General features: G+C 45.1%; 23 protein-coding genes. 3 read left to right on the top strand and 20 right to left on the bottom strand.

Going from position 1 to position 22075, the window contains the following annotated elements; all coding sequences use genetic code 11:
* Positions 1-225: 225 nt before the first annotated feature.
* The 10 genes from G519_RS0117040 to G519_RS0116990 form a co-directional block, all read right to left on the bottom strand.
* The gene (locus tag G519_RS0117040) at positions 226-1167 is read right to left on the bottom strand and encodes an AraC family transcriptional regulator (protein WP_029195745.1); all 942 of its coding nucleotides are present in this window, start codon (positions 1165-1167) and stop codon (positions 226-228) included.
* 96 nt (positions 1168-1263) lie between these two features.
* Positions 1264-1977 (bottom strand): metallophosphoesterase family protein, encoded by a 714-nt coding sequence (locus G519_RS0117035; RefSeq protein ID WP_029195744.1) that lies wholly within the window; start codon positions 1975-1977, stop codon positions 1264-1266.
* Positions 1978-2168: 191 nt separating this feature from the next.
* Complete coding sequence (locus G519_RS0117030) at positions 2169-2498, bottom strand: alpha/beta fold hydrolase (protein WP_029195743.1); 330 nt, start codon at positions 2496-2498, stop codon at positions 2169-2171.
* A 221-nt stretch (positions 2499-2719) separates the two neighbouring features.
* The gene (locus tag G519_RS0117025) at positions 2720-3823 is read right to left on the bottom strand and encodes a glycoside hydrolase family 88/105 protein (protein ID WP_029195742.1); all 1104 of its coding nucleotides are present in this window, start codon (positions 3821-3823) and stop codon (positions 2720-2722) included.
* Positions 3824-3842: 19 nt separating this feature from the next.
* Positions 3843-4376, bottom strand: coding sequence for a hypothetical protein (locus G519_RS43340; RefSeq protein ID WP_051253454.1), 534 nt, complete (start codon positions 4374-4376; stop codon positions 3843-3845).
* 133 nt (positions 4377-4509) lie between these two features.
* The gene (locus G519_RS0117010) at positions 4510-5637 is read right to left on the bottom strand and encodes a hypothetical protein (protein WP_036633201.1); all 1128 of its coding nucleotides are present in this window, start codon (positions 5635-5637) and stop codon (positions 4510-4512) included.
* Positions 5638-5652: 15 nt separating this feature from the next.
* Positions 5653-6528, bottom strand: a complete 876-nt coding sequence (locus tag G519_RS0117005; RefSeq protein WP_029195740.1) for a carbohydrate ABC transporter permease — start codon at positions 6526-6528, stop codon at positions 5653-5655.
* A 50-nt stretch (positions 6529-6578) separates the two neighbouring features.
* The gene (locus tag G519_RS0117000; RefSeq protein ID WP_029195739.1) at positions 6579-7529 is read right to left on the bottom strand and encodes an ABC transporter permease; all 951 of its coding nucleotides are present in this window, start codon (positions 7527-7529) and stop codon (positions 6579-6581) included.
* A 104-nt stretch (positions 7530-7633) separates the two neighbouring features.
* Positions 7634-9163, bottom strand: a complete 1530-nt coding sequence (locus G519_RS0116995) for an extracellular solute-binding protein (RefSeq protein WP_029195738.1) — start codon at positions 9161-9163, stop codon at positions 7634-7636.
* Positions 9164-9495: 332 nt separating this feature from the next.
* Entirely contained in the window at positions 9496-11019 is a 1524-nt protein-coding gene (locus G519_RS0116990; protein WP_051253453.1) for an extracellular solute-binding protein, read from the bottom strand.
* A gap of 154 nt (positions 11020-11173) precedes the next feature.
* Here G519_RS0116990 and G519_RS0116985 point away from each other — a divergent pair, with 154 nt between their 5' ends.
* Positions 11174-13480 carry a helix-turn-helix domain-containing protein gene (locus G519_RS0116985; RefSeq protein ID WP_029195736.1) on the top strand — a complete coding sequence of 769 codons (2307 nt, stop codon included), beginning with the start codon at positions 11174-11176 and terminating at the stop codon, positions 13478-13480.
* 59 nt (positions 13481-13539) lie between these two features.
* On the opposite strand, the gene G519_RS0116980 is transcribed toward G519_RS0116985, so the two are convergent.
* The 4 genes from G519_RS0116980 to G519_RS0116965 form a co-directional block, all read right to left on the bottom strand.
* Entirely contained in the window at positions 13540-13824 is a 285-nt protein-coding gene (locus tag G519_RS0116980; RefSeq protein ID WP_029195735.1) for a hypothetical protein, read from the bottom strand.
* A gap of 26 nt (positions 13825-13850) precedes the next feature.
* Entirely contained in the window at positions 13851-14339 is a 489-nt protein-coding gene (locus G519_RS0116975; protein ID WP_029195734.1) for a hypothetical protein, read from the bottom strand.
* Positions 14340-14604: 265 nt separating this feature from the next.
* Entirely contained in the window at positions 14605-15441 is an 837-nt protein-coding gene (locus tag G519_RS0116970) for a sugar phosphate isomerase/epimerase family protein (protein ID WP_029195733.1), read from the bottom strand.
* Between the two features lie 22 nt (positions 15442-15463).
* Positions 15464-16540: a Gfo/Idh/MocA family protein gene (locus G519_RS0116965; protein ID WP_029195732.1), complete on the bottom strand. Its 1077-nt coding sequence runs from the start codon at positions 16538-16540 to the stop codon at positions 15464-15466.
* Between the two features lie 122 nt (positions 16541-16662).
* Here G519_RS0116965 and G519_RS0116960 point away from each other — a divergent pair, with 122 nt between their 5' ends.
* Positions 16663-17559 carry an AraC family transcriptional regulator gene (locus tag G519_RS0116960; protein ID WP_029195731.1) on the top strand — a complete coding sequence of 299 codons (897 nt, stop codon included), beginning with the start codon at positions 16663-16665 and terminating at the stop codon, positions 17557-17559.
* Between the two features lie 203 nt (positions 17560-17762).
* On the opposite strand, the gene G519_RS50235 is transcribed toward G519_RS0116960, so the two are convergent.
* The 3 genes from G519_RS50235 to G519_RS0116945 form a co-directional block, all read right to left on the bottom strand.
* Entirely contained in the window at positions 17763-17930 is a 168-nt protein-coding gene (locus G519_RS50235) for a hypothetical protein (protein WP_154669579.1), read from the bottom strand.
* A gap of 409 nt (positions 17931-18339) precedes the next feature.
* A complete protein-coding gene (locus tag G519_RS0116950) occupies positions 18340-18723 on the bottom strand; it encodes a GyrI-like domain-containing protein (RefSeq protein WP_029195730.1) in 384 nt (127 codons plus the stop codon).
* A 63-nt stretch (positions 18724-18786) separates the two neighbouring features.
* Positions 18787-19698 carry a helix-turn-helix transcriptional regulator gene (locus tag G519_RS0116945; protein ID WP_029195729.1) on the bottom strand — a complete coding sequence of 304 codons (912 nt, stop codon included), beginning with the start codon at positions 19696-19698 and terminating at the stop codon, positions 18787-18789.
* Positions 19699-19778: 80 nt separating this feature from the next.
* On the opposite strand from G519_RS0116945, the gene G519_RS0116940 reads away from it, so the two are divergent.
* Positions 19779-20528 carry a spermidine synthase gene (locus tag G519_RS0116940; RefSeq protein ID WP_029195728.1) on the top strand — a complete coding sequence of 250 codons (750 nt, stop codon included), beginning with the start codon at positions 19779-19781 and terminating at the stop codon, positions 20526-20528.
* Positions 20529-20748: 220 nt separating this feature from the next.
* On the opposite strand, the gene G519_RS0116935 is transcribed toward G519_RS0116940, so the two are convergent.
* From G519_RS0116935 to G519_RS0116925, 3 genes are all read right to left on the bottom strand, one after another.
* Positions 20749-21003: a hypothetical protein gene (locus G519_RS0116935; RefSeq protein WP_029195727.1), complete on the bottom strand. Its 255-nt coding sequence runs from the start codon at positions 21001-21003 to the stop codon at positions 20749-20751.
* 3 nt (positions 21004-21006) lie between these two features.
* Positions 21007-21162 carry a hypothetical protein gene (locus tag G519_RS50230; protein ID WP_154669578.1) on the bottom strand — a complete coding sequence of 52 codons (156 nt, stop codon included), beginning with the start codon at positions 21160-21162 and terminating at the stop codon, positions 21007-21009.
* Positions 21163-21275: 113 nt separating this feature from the next.
* The gene (locus G519_RS0116925; RefSeq protein ID WP_244280144.1) at positions 21276-21833 is read right to left on the bottom strand and encodes an SRPBCC family protein; all 558 of its coding nucleotides are present in this window, start codon (positions 21831-21833) and stop codon (positions 21276-21278) included.
* Positions 21834-22075 lie beyond the last annotated feature (242 nt).

The following is a 22075-nucleotide window of genomic DNA, read 5'->3' as shown; positions in this document are numbered from 1 at the left end:
CTCTGCTGTCTTTTCTTAACAATTGCCCTGTCACCTTTCTTACACTAGGTTCATTTTCCTAAAGACGCAAAAAAAAGAGACCCACAGCAACGGGCTGTGGGTCTTCAAGTATATATATTTAAAAAGGGGGTCGAATTTCAGTATAGGCCCCGAACCTTAAAGCCAGATGAAAACCAGATGTCATTTTGGTTACAAATGATTCCTATTTGTTACAAGCTTGCTGCTCTATTTTTCCTTAATCGGAATATAAATGTCCATTTGGATGAGCTCATTTTTGGATGGGTTACAGCGTTCATCATACAGTTCGAACTCCGCGCCACCTGCATGTTCATAGCCAGAATGAGGAAACCATTCTTCGAAAATGGATTTCCACGTGCTCTGAATGGATGCAACGAATTGATCTTGAGTGACCTTAGGTGTCGTAAACACCACATACCTTGCCTCCGGAAATTCACGGCTCACCAGATCTGCAGGCACATCCTCAAAATCCGTCGCTTCCATCCCGATGATATAACTTAAATCCCCAGTCTCCATGTTGAAATCCGTACAAATACCCAGCTCAACTTGTGAATCAGCATGTACGCGGTTGGGAATGCGATTCCCCTTGCCCTCTTGTAAATACGAGCCCCAGAATGCAGGGATTTCACGATGGTTTCTTCCCTCTTTGCAGGACGTTTTCAGTTCATAGCCAATCAGTTTAAAAGCAGGCTTCGTCTTCAATTGATATTCCATTCGAATTCCTCCTAATATAGGGATCTTTGAGCGTAGCTCAAAGTCTCTCCGCTTTGGGTTGAATTTTCTTTGCAGCACATTCGCTTTCGCATAACCGGGCGTCAGTATGCCTTGTTTACGGTACGCAATCGGCGTACGTTCAAAAACTTTTTTGAATGCTCGAGTGAAATTCTCGTGGGACTGGAACCCATTGTCGAGGGCGATGTCGATTAACTTCTTCTCCGTATGTGCAATCTGATAGGCCGCGCTCGCTAATCTTCTTTTCCGAACATACTCCATCACAGCTTCTCCCACCATGGTTTGAAAGACTCTATGAAAATGGAAGTCAGAGAAACAAGCGACTTGCGCTAAACAAGCAACAGATAAAGGCTCGGATAGATGATCCTCAATGTAATCCAAAGTCTTCTGAATCTGCACAAAGTAATCGGTGTCCATCGGTTGCCCCCTCCAGCCCTCTAAACACAGTGTAAGCTATTTAAAATAACGGTTCTTGATCTTTCTTGCTAATCGGAAAACGCGATGTCATCACGATTATGATTTCCAACTCCCTTTAGAAGCAACGAAATAGGTCTTGTACTGATTTCTGCCCTTGATTTCCAAGCAATTGAGCTGCCAGCCATAGGCACATCCGCCATCAATGCCGATTTTATCACGATCGAACCAAACATCTGCTTTCCCATGAATATCTTTAGCCGGCGTATGCCCAAAAACGACTATTTTTTTCACGACGGTTCGCTGCTGAACAAAAGGAGCACGAATCCACAAAAAGTCCCTTTCAGGTTGGGTTTTCCAATCCGAAAATGTAGGGTTAAGCCCAGCATGAACATAAATGTGCGTCTCGTCCTCGTGATAGTAAGGAAGATTATTCAGAAATGAAATATGATCGCTGAACTTTGCTCGGATTCGTTCTTTCGATTGCTTCAAATCAAGCTCTTCGGACCCGCAGAAGCTTTTAAATGTTTGGATGCCTCCATGTTCAAAAAACTTCATTTCCGTCAATGAATCGACGTCCCCCAGAACATCCACGAAACGTTGGTCATGATTTCCTTTGAGCGCAATCGCTCCCTTTTCTCGCACCAAATGCATAACGAATTCCACGGTTTCCCGACTTTGCGGCCCTCGATCCACGTAATCACCAAGCAACACGAGCTGGTCTTCTACGGCATTATAATTTACCTTATCCAGTAATTGCTTGAATTCATCCACACAGCCATGTATATCGCTTACGGCTAACGTTCTTTTCATATCCTGTACCCCCTGATGGCGAGTTCCTGCAAATCCATCTATTTATGGCCATCTATTTGCTCTAGAAAATGTTGAATTGTTTGTCGAAAACGGGCCTCATCCGGTTCCCACAGGGCATGGCCAGAATCCTCGAAGACGACGATCTCCACGTGTTTAAGATGTTTTTGATAGCGCAACGCATCTGCTTCACTTCAGAAAGAGCCCTCTTTTCCACCGCGGATAACTAAAACAGGACACTCGATTGCCTTAAGCTGATCCCACAGATCAACCTCTTCCGTTTCATCAAATATTGCTTGTACCACGTCGGAATTGGTGTGAGGATTAGCTAAACATCGTTCAAGCCATTCTGTGCTAAACACAGGGTACTTCGCAGGAAAATCGCAAATGATTAATCCTTTTAGCCGTTCTGGTCTCTGACTAGCAAAGCCCATCGCATAAGCAGCCCCTCTAGAAAAAGCCATCAAAACGAAGCGATCCGAATCTGTATGCTTCTGGGAAACCACGGCCTCAATATCGGCCATATGAGGCGTACTTCTTGATTCAGCGCAAAATGCGGCTCAACCATCGACAAATCAGCTCCCTAGCAAACTCTAAAATCTATGCGTATTTCTATTATTTAGGTTTTATTTTATCATAGATTGGTTAGTTCGGGATTTCTTAATTATTATTGATCTTACATAAGAAATATGAAAAGGACGTCCTGATGGACGTCCAGTTACGAATTGATTATTGATAACACTCCTTAAGTCGAATGCCCGATAAGCGACTCCACTTCTATACACGCCATCACGAATGTGCCCACTCCATGCAGGTCGTTCTCACTAGTCGGTCGAGTCACATAGTTCTCATAATCGCCTGCTGACGTTCCGATACAAATCAGCGGTAGTACCACCCGCTCCTGCTCGTCGAACTTCAGCGTTCGGATCAGTCCTTCATATCCCTTCACAGCTGCGTCCACACATTCTTGGCCGACAACCCCATGCTTAATCGCTTTGGCAATCGTGTATACGAACAGATTCGTACAGGATGTCTCAAGCCAGTTATTGGGCTGATCACCCTTGTCAACGATTTGATACCAAAGTCCGCTCTCTGCATCCTGATAACGAATCAACGCATGAACGAAATCGCGCAGCGAGTTAACTAACTCTTCGCGCCCTGGTTCGTCCGATGGAAGCTCATCAAGGAATTGGGTAACCGCTAGGCCATACCAGCCGAGTGAGCGGCCCCAAAATTCCGGTGAGCAGCCTGTTTCGGCATTCGCCCATGGCATCTTGCAGCTTTCATCCCAGGCATGGTACAGCAGCCCTGTCTTTTCATCTTTCATATATTTGCGCATTAGTTTCTCTTGGTGCAGCACGGTTCTACGCAGATCGTGATCTCCGTAAGCATTCGCATATTTCAATGAGAAGACACCCGCCATATACAAACCGTCCAACCACATGTTGAATGCATACTTGTCTTTATGCCAGTAACCGCCCTCTGAAGTAAGATTCAGCGTGTTCAGCAAATTTCTCAGCTTATCCGCAGCGATTCGGTATTTGCTATGTCCTGTCTGTTTTTCCAATCGGAACAACAAAAGGCCAGCTTGAACGGCATCCAGCTCATCCCGCGCAAAATAGAGATTGCCTTGTTCGTCGATCAAACCATCCACATACGCCTGAATGTAGGCGTCATAGCGGTTATCTTGTTCAGCTTCCCACAGCATTTCCATGCCGCATAAAAATACACCTTGATGGTAATGCCAGCGCCCGGCAGGCGGCAGCTCCATAGGCGTGTACGTGCTCATAATTGAATCGCAGGCAGCTCGTGCCCATTCGATCGGTGATTTTACAAAATGATGAGTCATAATAATTTCCTCTCTATTCCTATATAGATTTGTGGATCAACGGTCGGATACCAACTTGCATAAGCATGACAAAAACAATGATCCAAGGCAGCCATACATGATCAATCTGTCCCGCCGTTAGCATAAAAAGAAGCACACCTGCTGCACGGCCGATGTTGATGACGGACTCTCGAATGACAATGGACTCGATCCGGAAGTTCTCTTTAAGTGGCATACCACCTATCAACTGATAGTAATGTGCGGTATAGGAATTAGCCTGCAGCGGTTTGAACAGTGACGAGACGCACATGAACACGATGACCGTCCATAGGGATATGTCCAACAGCAAGAAGACAGAGGAACAAACGAACCCCCATGCGGATATGGACAAATAGGTCTTTGTAGACGTTTCACTACCCTTAATGGATAAAATATAACTAGAAACAATCGATAAACATAGAAAAAATGCATTTAAATACCCCACCCACGACTCTTTGGGCAGCACTTGAAAGAGCAATATGGCTGGCACATACATCATGATTCCTTGAGGAAGCCCGATGATAAACCACCCCATTAGTGATCTCGTAAAATCAGGCCGTTTCTTCAACATTAACCGGCAAGTGAATTCCCGAACTGATAAATACCATGATTGAGCAGCGTACTCTTTGCTTCTATTGATAATCGCTTCTCATCTGGTTGCTTTTCCCCTAGGAACATCCTGCCCACCTATGGAACGCCTCTTGGCTCCCAAGCTTCGGTGCTTCCCTACCCGCCAATTGATAACAAACCGAGCGGATTAACAAGGCTTGTGTCCCTGCGTTCATGTCGCCTTCGATCTCTCCGCCACCGATGTGAACGGCCTTCGGCATGCCAGGATAATACTCTCCTTGCTTGATCTGCGCTACATTGGGTGCTGATGGAGAATGAGTAAGCTCGCGGGAAAATCCGCCATCTGAGCGAAGCAGCCGTTTCATATTGGCAAGAGTAATCCGAATGATTTCACACAGTTCCTCTGCCGGGATAGGCAGCTTCATGTAAGATAATAAATGAATCGGATTGCGGATATAGCACATATCCGCCGCTTCTTCATGTCGTAAAGCATAGAGGATGCTTTGATAAATATGTTCCTCCCTCGGCAGCGGTACATCAAAATGATCATAGAAGATGTGCAGCTTGAAGGTACCCGATATCCTGACATAATAAGAACCTTCTCCCCATAGTCCCGATTGAGGATCCTGCTTGTCCCCGAAGAAACCGAATGCCGTCTGTGCGAACGCATCCCTGCGGCTAGCAGGCTCGACTTGCTCGACGTAGACGCTAGAAGTAGACAGACGATCACAGCCGCGCCAGCTGTTACTAAGATCAACAGACTGCAGCCACGCTAGATAAGCTTCGGGCGAGCTCATATATGCAGGTGCTCGCTGCGCCTCGTAAGGCAGTGGATAAAGCAGCAGCCCACCAAGCTTTCTAAGCGCGTTCCGGCTGTAGCTGATCGCCCGAGCCACCATCACCTCATCCTCGCGCATGAGAGGATCCGCATCATAGAAATATCCCGAAGCAGCATCCTGCTTCTTCTGAAAAAAGCGAATCAAGCCTCGCTTCATCTCCTCTGATAGGCTGCTGAGTAAACCGTTACGCTCCAGAATGTTCAACGCCTGAGCCGTCGATTCGATGTCAGGCCCACCCGTCGACATCTTCCTTGAGCTCGCAGCATAATAAAACCCGCCGCTTTCCGGATCATGCTGCCCGCCAAGCCAAGTTAGAAAGCCATCAAACAAAACATCCATATCCGCGAGAAGCTGACCCATTTCATCGATGTGTGACTGTTTCTGCATGTTGAAATCCCTTCCTTATCCCTTAATGGAGCCGATCATAGCCCCTTTAGCAAAGTGCTTTTGCAAGAACGGATATACACACAAGATCGGTAAAGTTGCAACGACGATAACAGCCATCTTAATCGATTGTGCAGGAGGCGGTGTGACACTATCCAAATCCGCGCTGACATCCATCCCGCTCGCAAGCACGACAATTTGTCTGAGGAGGACTTGAATCGGCCACTTCGCACTCTCATTCAAGTAAAGAATCGCGCTGAGGTAAGTGTTCCAGTACGTCACGGCGTAAAATAACGAGATTGTTGCGATAGCCGGCATCGATAGAGGCAGCACAATTCGGAACAAGATACCAAAGTCACTGCAGCCATCGATCTTGGCAGACTCTTCGAGTCCCTCTGGGATGTTTTGAAAGAAATTTTTCAAAATAATTAAATTAAAGGCACTAATCGCAGAAGGAAGGATCAACGACGCATAGCTGTCGATCATACCCAGTTCTTTCACAACCAGGAAGGTCGGAACCAATCCGCCGTGAAACAACATCGTAAACACAACAAGAAACATAATGACTTTTCTTCCATCCACGTCTTTACGGGACAAACCGTAGGCCATCAACGCTGTGATAAACATACTGATGATCGTTCCCGCAAGCGTAGTACCAATCGAAACGCCCATGGCTTTAAAAATTGTATTCGTTGAGAAAATGAATCGATAGGCCTCTATGCTCCAGTCCGTCGGGATGATGACAAATTTCTTGGCTGCCATTTCCGCGCTGGTCGTGAACGACCCCGCTACAACGTGTACAAAGGGAATAAGCGTAATAAGACCAATGATCGTTAGCAACAAATAATTGATAATGCCAAACATTCTGCCGCCTAGCGTAGTATCTTCTACCATGGTGTAAACCTCCTCAGAGTTTTGCGTTAGCAAAACTTACTTCGTAAGCACTAATAAACGCCCTCTTCGCCCATCTTCTTGGCAATTCGGTTAACTAACATAACCAGCACAAGTCCAATAAACGATTTGAACAATCCGATAGCAGCACTGTAACTGAACTGCCCTTGTTTTAACCCTGCTGTATATACATAAGTATCAATGATCTCCGCAACATTTCGGTTCATGGAGTTGAGAAGCAAGTAGACATGTTCAAAACCGAGTTCGAGAACCGCACCAATTTTCAAAATTAACAAAACAATGATGACACTTCGAATAGCGGGCAAAGTAATATGCCACATTTGTCTAATCCGTCCTGCACCATCCATACGCGCAGCCTCATACAACCCAGGATCGATAGAAGCAATCGCTGCCAGATAGATAATCGTACCCCAACCCGCTTCTCTCCAAATGACTTGAAGAATATAGATCGGTCTAAACCATTCCGGTGCTAATAAGAAATTAATTTTTTCAAATCCGAAAAACTCAATAATATCGTTGATAATTCCGCCGTCCATCGTCAGCATAACGAAACTGATCGAGACGATAATAACCCAGGACATAAAGTGTGGCAGATAGACGATCGTTTGGAATACTTTTTTGAAAAGATCCCCTTTGACTTCATTCAGCATGAGCGCCAGAAGAATTGGAATCGGGAAATAAAACAAGAGATTCATAACAAATAAAATTAACGTATTGCTTAAAATAATCAAGAAATCCGGCTCTGTAAACAAACGTCGAAAATGCTCTAAACCAACCCATTCACTCCCGCTAATCCCCTTAAACGGTTTATAATTCTGAAATGAAATGATCAATCCGTACATGGGAATATATTTGAAAACGAGAAAGTATAAGACTCCCGGCAGCAGCATGACGTAGATCCATTTGTTTTTCCAAAGTCGTCTACCCAGCTCACTGCTTTGTTTCCTAGCCACCACACGTTGTGCCACATTCACTTCCTGCATACAACATTCTTCCTTTCCGGGCGATTCATTCATTTCGAGAAGACTGCTACTGATGACACAGCAGTCTTCCCCAACTTCAACCTGCATGACTCGCGACTATCTCATTATTTTTTATAAACTGCGTTGTATTCCTCGATAATTCTACTGCCTCCACGACTCTTCCAATCCTCAATAGCCTTATCAAAACCAGCCTTATCAATCGTGCCGTAGATGTATTTGTTCGTTGCATCTTTAATCACATCTTGAAGTTGAGTTCCCTTCTCCTGGCTCGTTTTCGAATCCAGAGCAGCTACCGGATCCTGCACAGCAAAATTCAGATTGGCAATCTTGAGTTCATCTGCCTTACCTTGAGCTGGAATCGTAGGAATACCCAAGTATCTGCCGGAAGTATCTTCATCACCAATAGCCGCGTCCGTGAAAGGCTTGACTTCACGTGTCCATTTCTCCTCATCCAGTTTCTTCGCCTTGTTGTCGATTACGCTGTAGTTAACATCTTTAATGCCCCAGTTTGCAAGGTTGGCAACTTCAGGCGTCATCATTTTGTCAAAGAATGCCAAGACCTTCTTTAGCTCAGCTTCTGTTTTCGTAGCGGATTTCGGGAACAGAACGACGTTCGCATAGCCAGGAAGAGCCCATGCTGCAAATTTACCGCTTGGCCCAGCGACCATACTGTGCACATCTACTACTGCTGTAGGCACGTTTTTGATTAAATCTTTATTAAGAGACGAAACATCCGTCATGGCACCGATGTACATACCAGCAGTACCATTCGTGAACAGCTTTTGCTGATCCGTTTTACTTGTAGCCGCGAAGTCCTTGTTAATAAGTCCACCATCACGCAGCTTCTTGTAGTAATCCATGGTGGCTATATATTCGGGGAACATGAACTCAGGCTGCAGCTTCCCGTCTTTAATGCCCCAATTGTTCGGTACACCGAACCAAGTGGCAACGGTTTTGAATGATCCATAGATGAGATCGTTACGATCCGTTAAGCCGATGGTATCCTTTTTGCCGTTACCGTCAGGATCATTTTCAGTGAACGCCTTCATCATGGCATACAAATCTTCGGTTGTTGCAGGTGGCTTGAGCCCCAGCTTATCCGCCCAATCTTTCCGATAGATGAGGCCTTGACGGGCAATATCTACACCGCGATATAGCGTGTAAAGCTTGCCATCCACTTTCGTATTATCATTGGTCGTGGATTTCAATTTACTCAGGTTCGGGAAGTCCTTTAGCAAAGGACCAATTTCCCAGAATTGCCCGTCACGAATGGCTGATTTCATCTGAATAAATGTCGCCTGATTCTTCAGGTAAGTGACTTGCGGCAGTGCGCCTGTAGCGAACGTCGTATTTAGCTTCTCCTCATACGTATCCGCCGGGAAAAATTGATACGTTAACTTCGTGTTCGTTAACTTTTCGAGTTCTTTAATAATCGTATCGGGCGGCGTTTGCGCTGTGTTCAGCGGTGCCATAATCGTGATCGCCGTCGGTTTGTTGTCTGCTGTTGCTTTAGGCGACTCCACCACACCAGTCGTAGCTGCAGGAGTTGACTTCCCCCCGTCTGAACAAGCTGCCAACGCAAAGCTGGAAACGAGCAGAACGCTAAGTGGAATCGAGACTAATTTTCTCTTCATATTGGTTAGACCTCCGCGAAATTGTTGTGTGCTACAAGTTTCACACTACACGGCCGCAGGGAGGTACCGAAATAATCATTTACTCATTTAGGCCCTACACAGCAAGAATGTGAGATGATGATTATCGGTCGGGGAGATGATTATCCACTCTTCCCGCCACTGTAGCGATGTTTTTCATCGCTACACTCACTCGCGCGCGCTCACAAGCAACTTTAACGATGAAAATCATCGTTCCAGCCTAGACGGGCCTCCCCCGTAGCTGCTCAGCTCCTCCACCAACTCACCAAAACGCAAAAAAACCGCCGCGCACCAGCGCCAGCGGTTTCCTTATCTCAACCTCGCTTACTATAAGCCTCATTGTACTCTCTTATCATCTGGCTGCCGCCATTTCGCTTCCAGCGTTCAATCTCTTGCTGGAATGCGGCTTTATCCAGTTTCCCCAAGATGTAATTGTACGTAGCGTCAGATACAATTTTGTACAATTCGACGCCTCGCTCGTCGTAGGTCTTCGACTCCAGACCAACAGTCGGGTCTTTGACGACGTTTTTCTCGTTGTCCAGGCTCAGTTGGTCCGCGAGCTGCGACAAGGACTCGCTCTCCGAAACGCGCATGACCTTCGGATTGTTCAAATCAGCAATCATGAGTGCATACAGCGCATTCACCTCATTCACACGGAGCTTCGAGGTCTCTTCCGAGAGTTGAACTTGATCTCCTTTGGCTGTGTAATGACGTCCCTCCAGCCCGTACTTCATCAAGTTGGCGACATCTTTATCCATCGAACGATCAAAAAATTGAAGGACCTGCTTCAATTCCGCTTCGGTACGAATCGCTTTTTTCGAGAACAGGTAGAGCGCACTATAATTGGGAATCGACCAAATTTTAAAACCCATTGGGCCTTCGATATGGTTCACGAGCGTGAGCTTCGCCTTCGGGTTCATGAGCTGAGCTTCATCCGAAAGCCGCTGCACATCCTGCATGCTGCCAATATAGACGCCCGCAATGCCGCGAATGAGTTTATCGCGCTGAACTTCCTTACTGGTGACTGCGAAATCCGCATTGATCAGCTTCTCGTCATACAGTTTCTTCATATAGTTCATCGTGTCCACGTAGGCCTGGGTTTCGAACTCAGGCACAAGCTTTCCAGCGCCATCAGTACCCCAGTTATTCGGAGTACCGAAGTAAGAGCTGATCGTTTTGAACGCACCAAAAACCAAATCATTCCGGTCCGTCAGACCGATGGTATCTGCCTTCCCATTCAGATCAGGATCACCGAACGTGAAAGCTTTCAATACCTGATACAGCTCATCCAGATTCGTCGGCTTAGCCAGCTTCAGATTGTTCAGCCAATCCTCACGAATAATAATGCCCTGCCGAGAGGAAGGCCGCTCGGTGTACAAGCCATAGATTTTACCATCGACAGCTGCCTGTCCCAAAATCTCCTTGTTCAGCTGTTTCAGATTCGGGTAAGCTGCCAAGTAAGGTCCGATATCCCAAAATGCACCGGAACGGATCGAGTTTTTCATCAGCATGTAGTCTGTATATTTCACATAGGTTGCTTTTTTCAATGAGCTTGTGGTTAGCGCGGTGTTCATTTTATCGGTATAAATTCCGTCCGGAACCCAGTTCAAATCCAGCTTAGTTTGTGTGCGATTCTCGATTTCCTGAACCAATTCAGGGATGGGAGGATGCGGAAAATGCAGCGGTGCCATGATCGATATAACGGGACGATTGCCGTTCATATCCTCTGTCTTTTTCGAACTGATTTTCTGACAAGCACTGATCAAAGCAACCATCACCAGCCCTATCAAAAGGAGACCAAAAAGCTTAAAACCCTTGCCATTTAAACTTGTTCTCATGAGAGCTTCCTCCTTATAGCAGCAGTGTTTTATAGTCAAAATCAGAGAAAATGATTATCCGTCACTCAGATGATTATTGCTCTTAACGCCTGTCTTGACTACAATACATAGATAGCTGAATGATCATCCTCAAGATAGATAGGTGTTGGATGCGATGCGCTCTTTAAGTTTTCTTAGCAAAATGACCATATTCGGGTTTCTGCTCAGCACGCTGCCGGTTATCTTCATCGGCGCTTTCGCCTTCGTCACCTCGTCGAGTGAAATTCAAAAGAATGTCAACGAAGGTAAAATGCAGTTAATCACCCAAATCAACTCCAATGTAGAGCAGAAATTAACGACTGTCAACCATACACTAAATCAGGTCATCAACTCTACCGTGCTCAAAAAGGCGATGGATATGCCCCTAACTGTAAACGATTTCATGATGTATGATGACCTGCGCAGCGAAATTCGATATATGCAATCTTTTGATACCAAGCTGGAAGATGTCATCTTGATCAATGCCAGGGAAAACTGGATGATTAAAAATTCGGGCTTGTACCGTTATGACAGCTACCCTTATTACGATAAGCTTATGACCCTGATGAACACACAGGAGAACAGCGTTTGGACGCTTAATCCCTCCAAGTGGTTTTTCACCGAAGAAAACGCGCGAAGCGTTACCTGTGAGTTCAGTATTTCTCTGGTTAAAAAGCTGCCCACTACCGGTCTGGAGAAATATGGCTTGGCTCTGGCTAACATTCCTGCCTGCAGTCTGCAGGATTTGATCCAAAGTGATACCGAGCATCTGGATGACATCTTGATTATGGATGAACAGAATCGGATTCTCATGCATCCGGATGCAAGCCTCATCGGCAAATCCATTACCGAAGCAGGGCTTACAGATTTGAAGCAGTTAGAGGCACCAATGGGCCAGTTCTCAGCGAATATTAACGAGAAGTCTTATTCCGTCAGCTTTCTGCGTTCAAACCTCAACAACTGGACCTATTTATCCTTAACTTCTATCGACAGCTTGACGAAGGAATCAAGTAAAATCGGAACCTATACGATCTATGTATGCGTCCTGATGCTGCTCCTCTCCATGATCTTAGCTTGGCTGGGTTCGCGTAAAATGTATTCGCCGATACAGCTTCTTTTGAACCAAATCGGGGGGCTTGTGACCGTGAATCAGAGGCGAAAGGCCAACGAGTTCCAAATGATCAGCGAGCATGTCCATACCTTGTTCCAATCGAAGTCCCAACTGGAAAGAGAAGTCCACCAGCATATCGGCCAGGTACGAACGTTTTTCTTAATCAAGGCTTTCCAAGGGCATATCAAACAGAGCGAGCTGCTGGAGAAATTGGCGCAATTCGGCTATAACAAGCACATTGAAGAGTGGAAAACGATGTCTGTGATCACGATGCAGATCGATTCTATCGACAATACGCGTTACGAAAAACGGGATATAGAGCTGCTGCTCTTCGCTGTGCATAATATACTCGAGGAACTGATTCCTTCGCAGCAGCGTCTCGTACCTATCATTATTGACCAGACCGTGGTCACTTTGATCGGAAGTGCCGATAACGAAGAAGCAGTCTTTCGCAATACCGTATATGCATTAACCGAGCAGATGCAGCAGCATATCTATAGCTTCCTGAATCTCCACGTAAGCATCGGGATGAGCCTCCCGATTCATGCTTTCTCACAGATGGCGATTGCCTATCGGGAAGGTCTGGAGGCTTTGAAGCATCGCATCAAGCTGGGTGAGGGCATCATCATTCAATATGAAAATATTAACTCAGGGAAGCATTACTTGAATTTAAACTATCCGAAACCCCTCGAGAATGAATTGATTGATGCAATCAAGCTAGCCGAAAAGGATAAGTCCAAAGAGCTTCTGAAGCAGCTGCTGCAAGCGGTATTCGCAGCTCCGCTGACACCGCAGGAATATCAAATTCCGTTGGCACGGCTGCTCAATAACCTGCTCATGGTGATGCAGGAATCCGGAATCGGCTTGAATCAGATTCATCCGAACAAAGGGTCCCTTTTCGAGGAGCTCCTCAATTTGCATATGACAGCCGAAATCGAGGACTGGTTCTGGACTGAGGTCATACACCCGCTGATTCGCATTTATCGCGATCGGCAGGATGCCCAGTACCACAACATTTCCGAGAAGATTATTGATCTTGTGCAGCACTATTACGATACAGACCTTACGCTTGAAGAATGCGCCTCCCGGCTGCATTATAACGCGAATTATTTGAGCAGTATTTTCCGCAAAGAAACGAACTGTTCCTTCAGTGACTACTTATCGACCTACCGGTTCAATATGGCTAAGAAATGGCTGTCCGAAACCGATATGCCAATCAAAGATATCTCGTCCAAGCTGCGCTATAACAATTCCCAGAACTTCATCCGTTCGTTCCGCAAGCAAGAAGGCTTAACCCCCGGCCAGTATCGGGACAAAAAGAAAGAAGGCTAGGCACCTAATCCATAGGTTCCTTGCCTTCCTTGCTTGTCTCTAATTCTAGCAACCAAATGCTAGGTTGTCGGTTTGACGGCAGCTTTGAGGGCCGCACGATTATCCCATAGAAATGATACAACGCTGTTGCGTTCTTCAAAGAACGATTCTTTCTCATCCACATAGTCTTGGCCAAGTCCATGAACGCTGAAACGATCATCTGAGTAGTTCATCAAAGTCCATTGTCCTCCGCGTTTATTGTCAGCAAATACGAGGTAGAGTTTCTCTCCCGAAGGGTCCCATTTCGCAAACGATGAAAAATTGTCCAAAATCTCTCCAATGTCGTTTTTCTTTTTGATTTGCATGATCGTATCCTCTCTTTCATTTATTCTTAGGCAAGTTTGCTCAAAAGAATCGTTTCTGTTTCCTTTGCTTTTTCCGTTTCCTGAAGCTTAGTTTTCCACTCCATTCTATGTTGTGAAACGGTTAAAAATATGTGCTTATAGCCTTCTGATATCGTCAAAACTGGTTTACCGTATACAAGTGACTGAAACAAATGGTAGGTTGATTGTTCCACATCTTTCATAGTGTCACTCTGTTTCCGCAGAGTAATAAGCAGCTGCATACGACCAAACACCCTAAATTGGTTACAGCACTCTGTATGATTTACATCATACCAATCCATTTTTTCAACTTCTTGAACCGTAAAAACGTGGGAATCCCCTAGTTCATTTTCTAACGTAATTTCATTAAGCTGGATGTTGGTTTGGTCTAATTCGTATGCAACCTGTTCTAAGGCCTGCTTTTTCGTTTGGGCTTGAATGAGGTATGAAATGTTAGCATGGAAGGTTGCCTCTGCGATATAATCTTCTTGTTCCATTTCCCCTTTGAATCTCCTTTAAATTCGTGATGTGTTGTGTCTATGGACAAGAAAATAGTATAAGAAAATGGATAAAAAGGTTGTCATTCCGTAGGGTGGGATTTTAGGAACCTTTGTCGAATAATTTTTAACGGTATAAAAAGAGAAAGGGCACGCCTTGAAGGTGGCCGTGAACACTTGCGTCAGCAAGCTTCTTCATCACGTCTATGCCATCCCCACTCAAGGCGAGCCCATCTCAAATAACCATTACCTCTATGTTACAAAATCAAATCCCAGCTGCCGCATACACTTTGTCGAAGCCAGCTTTGGAACGTTGAACCAAGCTCTCGGGGGATTCTGTCGGCGGCGTTGCCGTCAATATTTCCTGAGAGATAGCCCCCTTATAACCAATACGCTGCAACCCTTGCAGGAAGCTTGCCAAGTCGATGACACCCTCACCTGGATACAACCGTGCGTTATCCAACACTTCCTCCACGGGAACATCAGGTGCGTCGTTGATATGGACATGCACGATCTGCTCGGCGCGTAGCTTCTCAATATCGGCCACTGTTAACCCGTTCGTGTACCAGTGGTACGAGTCGAACAATAAGCCAACATTGCTCTCGCCAATGGCGTCGATCCAATCTAGGGTCTCATCCAGCGTCCAGATGAACGGATGCTTCCAACGGGTACGCAGATGATGCGGACCCACGAACTCTAGTCCAAGACGGATGCCATAGTCGCCTAGGATTTGAGCACAAGTACGCAATCTGCGCGTAGCTAATGCCATGAAATGCGCAGCGCCCAAATCTGTTGAAGGTAACACGTACGTGCAGCAGCTCGTACATCCAAGTGCGGCAGCAGCGGCTGCTGCTTGTGTCAGCTTCGGCAAGTCTGCACGGAACGTCTCTTCCGCCCCTCGCCATTCAACCGGCAAACCGATGGAACCAATGACGAGACCATGTTTATGAAGCAGCTCGCGCGCCCCATCTACACTGTAGCTCTCTACTAGACCAAGCGCGTCGATGTCGACGGCCTCGAAGCCATATTTTGCCGCCAACTCTATGAATTGTTCATTACTTTCAAGCTTGCCAAGTCCAGCCCCTGTTAATCCTCTAAGCATGTTCATCCCTCCAAGTGTGATGTTATTCGTTCCAGTTCAGCTTCACTTCATTCCCAGTTCGTGAAGATTCGTAAATGGCATCGAGAATTAAATTGTTCGTATAGCCGGAGAGTGCCGATGTTATCGGTTGTTTGCCTTCGCGAATGCAATCTAGGAAATGGAGGCTGAGGCGCAGACGTTCCCCCTCATCATCATCCGGTTTCTTCAGATCGGTCTCGATCGCTTTGTTAAACTTCTCCGTTAACAGCTTACCGTTAGCTCCGCGATAGCTCGCTCCGCCTTCTGTACCCATCAGATGAACGAACGGTGTATTGTCCGTATCCATATGCACAGCCCAACTTACTTCCAGCGTCAGCGTGCTGCCATCTTCCATGCGAATCAAAGCAGTAGCCAAATCTTCTACGTCGTATGTACCGTTCCAGTTCGGCGTACCCCATGTTCCGATACCTTTGCGGCGAGGTCCGAATTCGGCATATGTAGCGCCCGATACCGACACTGGCTTCGGATTCCCCATCAAGTAGAGGGCAAGATCCAGCATATGAACGCCAATATCAATCAGCGGGCCTCCGCCTGACTCCTCCATTTTCGTAAACCAGGTGCCCCAACCGGGAATACCCTTGCGGCGGAACCAACCGGTTTTCGCTGTATAAATTTTGCCCAACTCACCGGCATCGACCTGCTCCTTAATCTGAAGAGGTACGGATTCCCAGCGCATTTGGTGACCGATCATAACAACTTTATCCGATGCTTGACTAGCCTTGTAAATTTGTTTGGCCGCTTCCGCATTGATACCCATTGGCTTCTCGATCAGCACATGCTTGCCTGCTTCAATCGCTTGTACAGCAAGCGAAGCATGGTGCATATTGGGCACGCCGATAATAACAGCGTCTACATTCGGACTTTGTATAAGTTCTTCAGGGGTAGCTGGTACGTAAGCAATACCGTGTTCCTGCGCACGCGCTTCCGCGAGTGGTAGATAGGCATCCGTAATCGCCGTAATTTCACATAAATTGCCTAGCTTCGAAAATTCACGAATGTGAACCCCGCCAATATTCCCCGCACCAATAATACCTACTCTAATTTTGTTAACGCTTCCCACTGTTCGTTCCTCCTCATATGCACATCCTGTTCGATCTCCTTTTATGGTAAAATAAGTGCAGCAAGAAGTCGTACCGTTATTTCGGAAAACGTCCCATTTTTTCGAAGGAGATCAGCCTCATTATGACGTACTTTCCCGATTATCTAAAAACGTATCCCAATATGGAATCGTCTTTTCCTTTCCACCTCAGCAGGAATACGCTTGAACGTGGTTTTCGGGCACATCGCCATGATTACCTAGAGTTTTCTTATGTCGTCCATGGCCGAGGAGCAGAAACCATCAATGATGTGAAACATACGATGACGCCAGGCACTTTTACGTTCGTACTGCCTTATCAGGTGCATGAAATTTTCACAGATCCGGGGGAGCATTTAGTCCTTTTCAACTGCTCGTTCAGTATGGACCTGCTTATGGAGCCCGGGAACGATCAAGGCTTGTCCGGCCTGTTTAATGATACGAATACCCTGCCGGGCTATGTTCAACTGAGTGGGCAAGATCAACAGCAAATGAGTGCTCTCATTGAAGATATGTACAAAGAATACAACGCGAACGAACGCTACAGGCAGACTCTGCTGAAAGCGAGACTGAAGGAAATCCTAGTTCGGTTCGATCGTGTTCGTTGGAAACAAGCGGGGCAGGCTGAAGTTACGGCCATCTCGCCGCTCTCAGGGACGAAAACGAGCCCTTCCGTGTGGCCAATCATTCACTACATCCACCGCAACTACCAAGAGGATCTGGCTTTATCTGACCTCGCGACACGGTTCACCATGAGTGTATCCCGCATCAGCGAGGTCATTAAACAAACGACCGGCCAAACGTTCGTTCATTTCCTGCACGATCTGCGACTGCGCCATGCGTGCAGCTTGCTTGTATCCACCGACATGAGCGTGACGGAGATTGCCTTGGAGGTTGGTTACGGTTCTTATAAGACATTTTCCCGCATTTTTCGGGAAAGCAAAGGCATCGTGCCGAAGGACTATCGCAAAGCCGAGTATGGTCGCCGTGTAACGCAAGGATAGACGACTTCGGCGGCATCTTTCATATGGAAGTAACTAGCGAAAGCCCGCTGAGAAGTCGGAAACGGCCTTCTCAGCACTCAACCCTGACCTCTCACGCCGTAATCGCAGCTGAGAGGTCTTTTTGGGCGCTCTGGCAAGGCACGCGCCAGCGAAAGCCCGCTGAGAAGTCGGAAACGGCCTTCTCAGCACTCAACCCTGACCTCTCACGCCGTAATCGGCAGCTGAGAGGTCTTTTTGGGCGCTCTGGCGAAGCACGCGCCAGCGAAAACCAACTGAGAAGTCGGAAACGACCTTCTCAGTCCTAAACCCAGACCTCTCACGCCGTAATCGGCAGCTGAGAGGTCTTTTTTGTCATGCATGCCAGTGTTCATTACTCCGCCTTTTGTTTAGCACATTATGAATCTACTTTGCATTTTATATAGAGAATCTAATATAGAAGCGAGGTGATCGGAATGGCTCGTGCAAAAGCTGTTTTACAGCCTGATCTAGTATTGATTAGTTGGACAAGAAACCCTCTAGTTCCTGGTTCAGCACGCAGAATTATTGCTGCTCGTGTTATTGGCAGTGCTCAACCTTGTAGATTTACGTTAGTACCCAATGGATTGCTTATCAATGCCTTAAACTGCTTATTAGACCATGACATTGGTTTTAAAATCGTGTTCCAGAGAAAAACGTCTAGTGTTAGCGGATTTTTGTTGTTACAACGTAATCGATAATTTGTTATTAAAAAGATAGAAAAGATCCACAACAATGAGTTGTGGATCTTTATACTATTCATGATTAAATGGATAGAAATATCTTTATACTGCCATCCTGAGAATAAAATTCAAAATCAGTTTTATATGCTCTTCTAATATCACTTTTCCAGATATCCACCCAAGCATGAAAGACTCCCTGTGGATCGGTATTATCTACCTCTACAACATGGTAGTTTCCTGCTAGAATCATGACACTACTTTCGTCAATAAATTTCTCTTCAGAACCAATATGCAAATCATAATCACCTGTAAAATCACTTGAATAATTATGATAAACAGCGTAGATATCACCTTTTACATTTAAACGAAGAAACTCTTCCCACAGACTAAGTATTTTGTCTGTATTTTGATTATTTGTTCTTATTCTTTTGCCATAAATAAGCTTTTCAGTAACTGCTGCATACATGTATATTTCCTCCTACTAGTTTGAATATAGAAAATATAACATTTATACTATGACAACAGTCTGTCAGCTTTCATAAATAAATTTAATTTCATTCCTATATTCATTTTTAAGCCATTGTGGAGATAATATCTTTACATGCCTGCCAAACATGAGTAGGAATGGCAATATATTTTTAGTACTTTCATAATTAAAGGCTACTTCTAAGCTCCCATCTTCAAGTACCGATATTTCATCTTCCGTAAAAAAATCGTATAACTTACCAAGTTCACTTTTTGAAAAAAGTAATATAATCATCTCTACTTTAAAGGACTTAGTAGTCAAGTACTCATTTGCCCCCGTATAAGCAGTTCTAGTCTTGTCATCTATGACTTCCATCTTTCTTATCCTAGTCAATTTAAATAATCTCAAACCTTTTTTGGTTTCACAGAAGGCTTCCAAGTACCAACTACCATTCATAAAATTTAATTTCAAAGGTTGAATAATTCTACTAGATATATTCGCTGTTTGTGACACATAATGAATACAAATTTTATTCCCCTCATCAATGATAGAGAGTACTTTTTTTATCTTCACTTTTGTTTCTTCTTCAATCGTTTCTCGGTGTAATGTAGATGATGTTATTGTAATATTAGAATGAAAATCTTCCTTATTTTCTTTCAATAGCTCTATTTTTCTTTGTAAAACGGTTAATTGATGATTATCAAATAACTCACTTTTTAAAGTTAGACCTTCTAATAAAAATTTCTTTTCTTCTTCGTTAAACATAAATTTATCAAGTTGATAGTTATCGATTAATGTGAAACCACCATTTTTTCCTAGATACGAAATAATAGGGATTCCGATTGCTGATAAAGCATCCATATCTCTATAGATCGTTCTTTTACTTACTTCAAATTCATTAGCTAATTCATCAGCAGAAACTAATTTTTTCTTCAATAAATAGATCAGTATGGAGAACATTCTCGCTGTTTTCATGGCATCCTCCTTGTTTGATCAAATTACCATATTGCTTAAATAATTCATACATTTTCTTTTTAAAAAAGGAGCTGCAGGACTTGAATTTACGATTTAAAGAGGTCAGCAATAATCACGAGATAACCGTATACGACACGCCGGAGTTATATGGTGAGAAAGGAAACTTCCGAGTATTGGAGTTTTCCAATAAGGCTATACAAGGTGCGATGGATTTGAATCATCCCGAACGAATCCTATTTGAATATCCACGGGCGATTATCCATTTAATGGATTTCAACTCCCCATCATTCGAGGATGTATTTGTAATTGGGCATGGAATTGGAACGATTGCAGGGCATTATTCGGAGAAACGATTTAAAGTCGCAGAGCTCGATGATAAAGTCGTGGAGTTAAGCAAGAGGTTTTTTGGATACTGCAAGGATAATGTGATCGTCGGTGATGGACGCCAGATTCTTGGGAGTGAAGAACCGCAGGCCTACGATTATATTATTTTAGACGCCTTCACGGAGAAGGGTACTCCTCTGCATTTAACATCTAGGGAATTTTTCAGGATAACGAGGGAAAAGCTTGATTCACAAGGATCTATCATCATGAATCTGATGGGCAAAGGTGAGAATGATCAGCTTCTAAACGCCATTCATACGACGCTTAGCGAGGAATATGCTTACATCAAATCATTTGCCCTGCCATCCGAGGGTGCCGCCGATATCCTAAATATCATTATTATAGGCAGAAATAAGCCAATCGCATTTCAAGCACGCCATATGGCGGGTTTCACAGAGATTGAACTTGGACAAGGATACATCATTAGGGATAGTAGCCCAAGGTGAGAACAAATAAGCGCGAAAAACGCGCTTAACCTGGAGCGCCCGAACAAATAAGCGCGAAAAACGCGCTTACGGCGAGAACTCTGCGAGCTGAAGCTCGCCCACAGAGTCTGAGAAGCCAGAAATCGACTTCTCAGCTAACTGTCTCGCACGTCCATGCAGATTAAGCGCGGAAAACGCGCTTAACCTGGAGCGCCCGAACAAATAAGCGCGAAAAACGCGCTTACGACGAGAACTCTGCGAGCCGAAGCTCGCCAACAGAGTCTGAGAAGCCGGAAATCGACTTCTCGGCTAATTGTCTCGCGCGTCCATGAAGATTAAGCGCGGAAAACGCGCTTAACCTGGAGCGCCCGAACAAATAAGCGCGAAAAACGCGCTTACGACGAGAACTCTGCGAGCCGAAACTCGCCCACAGAGCCTGAGAAGTCCAAATCGACTTCTCAGCTAACGGTTTCGCGCGTCCATTCAAGTAAATCATTTCTTATATCTCCCATTTCGCTTTGTGAACCGTTTCCTCAATGCTTTTACGGACAGATTCAGGATAGGTTTCTGCATGCATCAGCCAAAACCCAGGAAAGTGATCTTTCAAGATTTTCTTGACCATCCCTTTCTTTTTGTAAGATTTTGACTCCTTCATCTTCCTATCCCCCCAGTTCATTTTACAACACTTATTCACAGATCGGTATTTTGCATAATTTCCTATACAATAAAAAACGCTATCGTTCAAGTGAACGGATAACGTTTTTTGTGTTAGGCGAAGAATTGTTTTAGCGGTTCCCAGTAGTTGATATGCCAGCCCCTAGACAAATGTTCACTTTGGTCCTCAGGAAATCCTGTATGGCTCAAGGTTAAGCGAGTTCCCTCCCCTTGTTCCTCCAGCTCGAACTTCACCAGGGAATATACGCCCTCTTCCCAGTCCTTGATACGCCAAGCCTGAATAATTCGCTTATTTGGCCTTAGCTCTATATTCTTCCCTACGACCATCCCTCCGAAGCAGGAGAAGGTGCCGCTGGATTCGGTCGACGTTTCTGTCGGAGAGCCTCCCATCACTTCACTAAACAGTGTTGCATCGGTCAATGCCTCGTAGATGCGATTCGGACTCACAGAGAATACCACCTCTTGCTGGATCGTCGATTTACCTCCATTTGGCTTATCTTTCCCCTTCAGTTTTTCTTCAAGCTGCTCCACAGACATGTCTTTTAACATTTCAGCATGTTCATGAATCGTATGGTACCACATCTTTGCTTCTGCTTTGTACCTGTTTGTGTCATCCACTGTGAAGCCACACTTGCAAGATAATGTCGTCATTGTCTTCTATCTCCCCGTACTTGAAGTTGTAGAATATGTAAACAATTTGAAAGTGAAGGTATGTCAATGCCTCATCCTAATGAGGAGATGAAACAGGGCAATGTTATTTTCCCCAATGTTAGGTAACCTATGAAAGAATATGTAACCATAACAACAAATATGGCGACGTCTGGTTGCTCTAAATGGGGATGGTCTTTTTTGGTGTTGTTCGTTACCCATCGTTTATAATAAAATAGGAATAA

Origin of the sequence: Paenibacillus alginolyticus DSM 5050 = NBRC 15375, from assembly GCF_000422905.1 — a bacterium.
In the GTDB taxonomy this organism is placed as follows: domain Bacteria; phylum Bacillota; class Bacilli; order Paenibacillales; family NBRC-103111; genus Paenibacillus_E; species Paenibacillus_E alginolyticus.
This window is presented reverse-complemented; position numbering and strand designations above follow the sequence as displayed.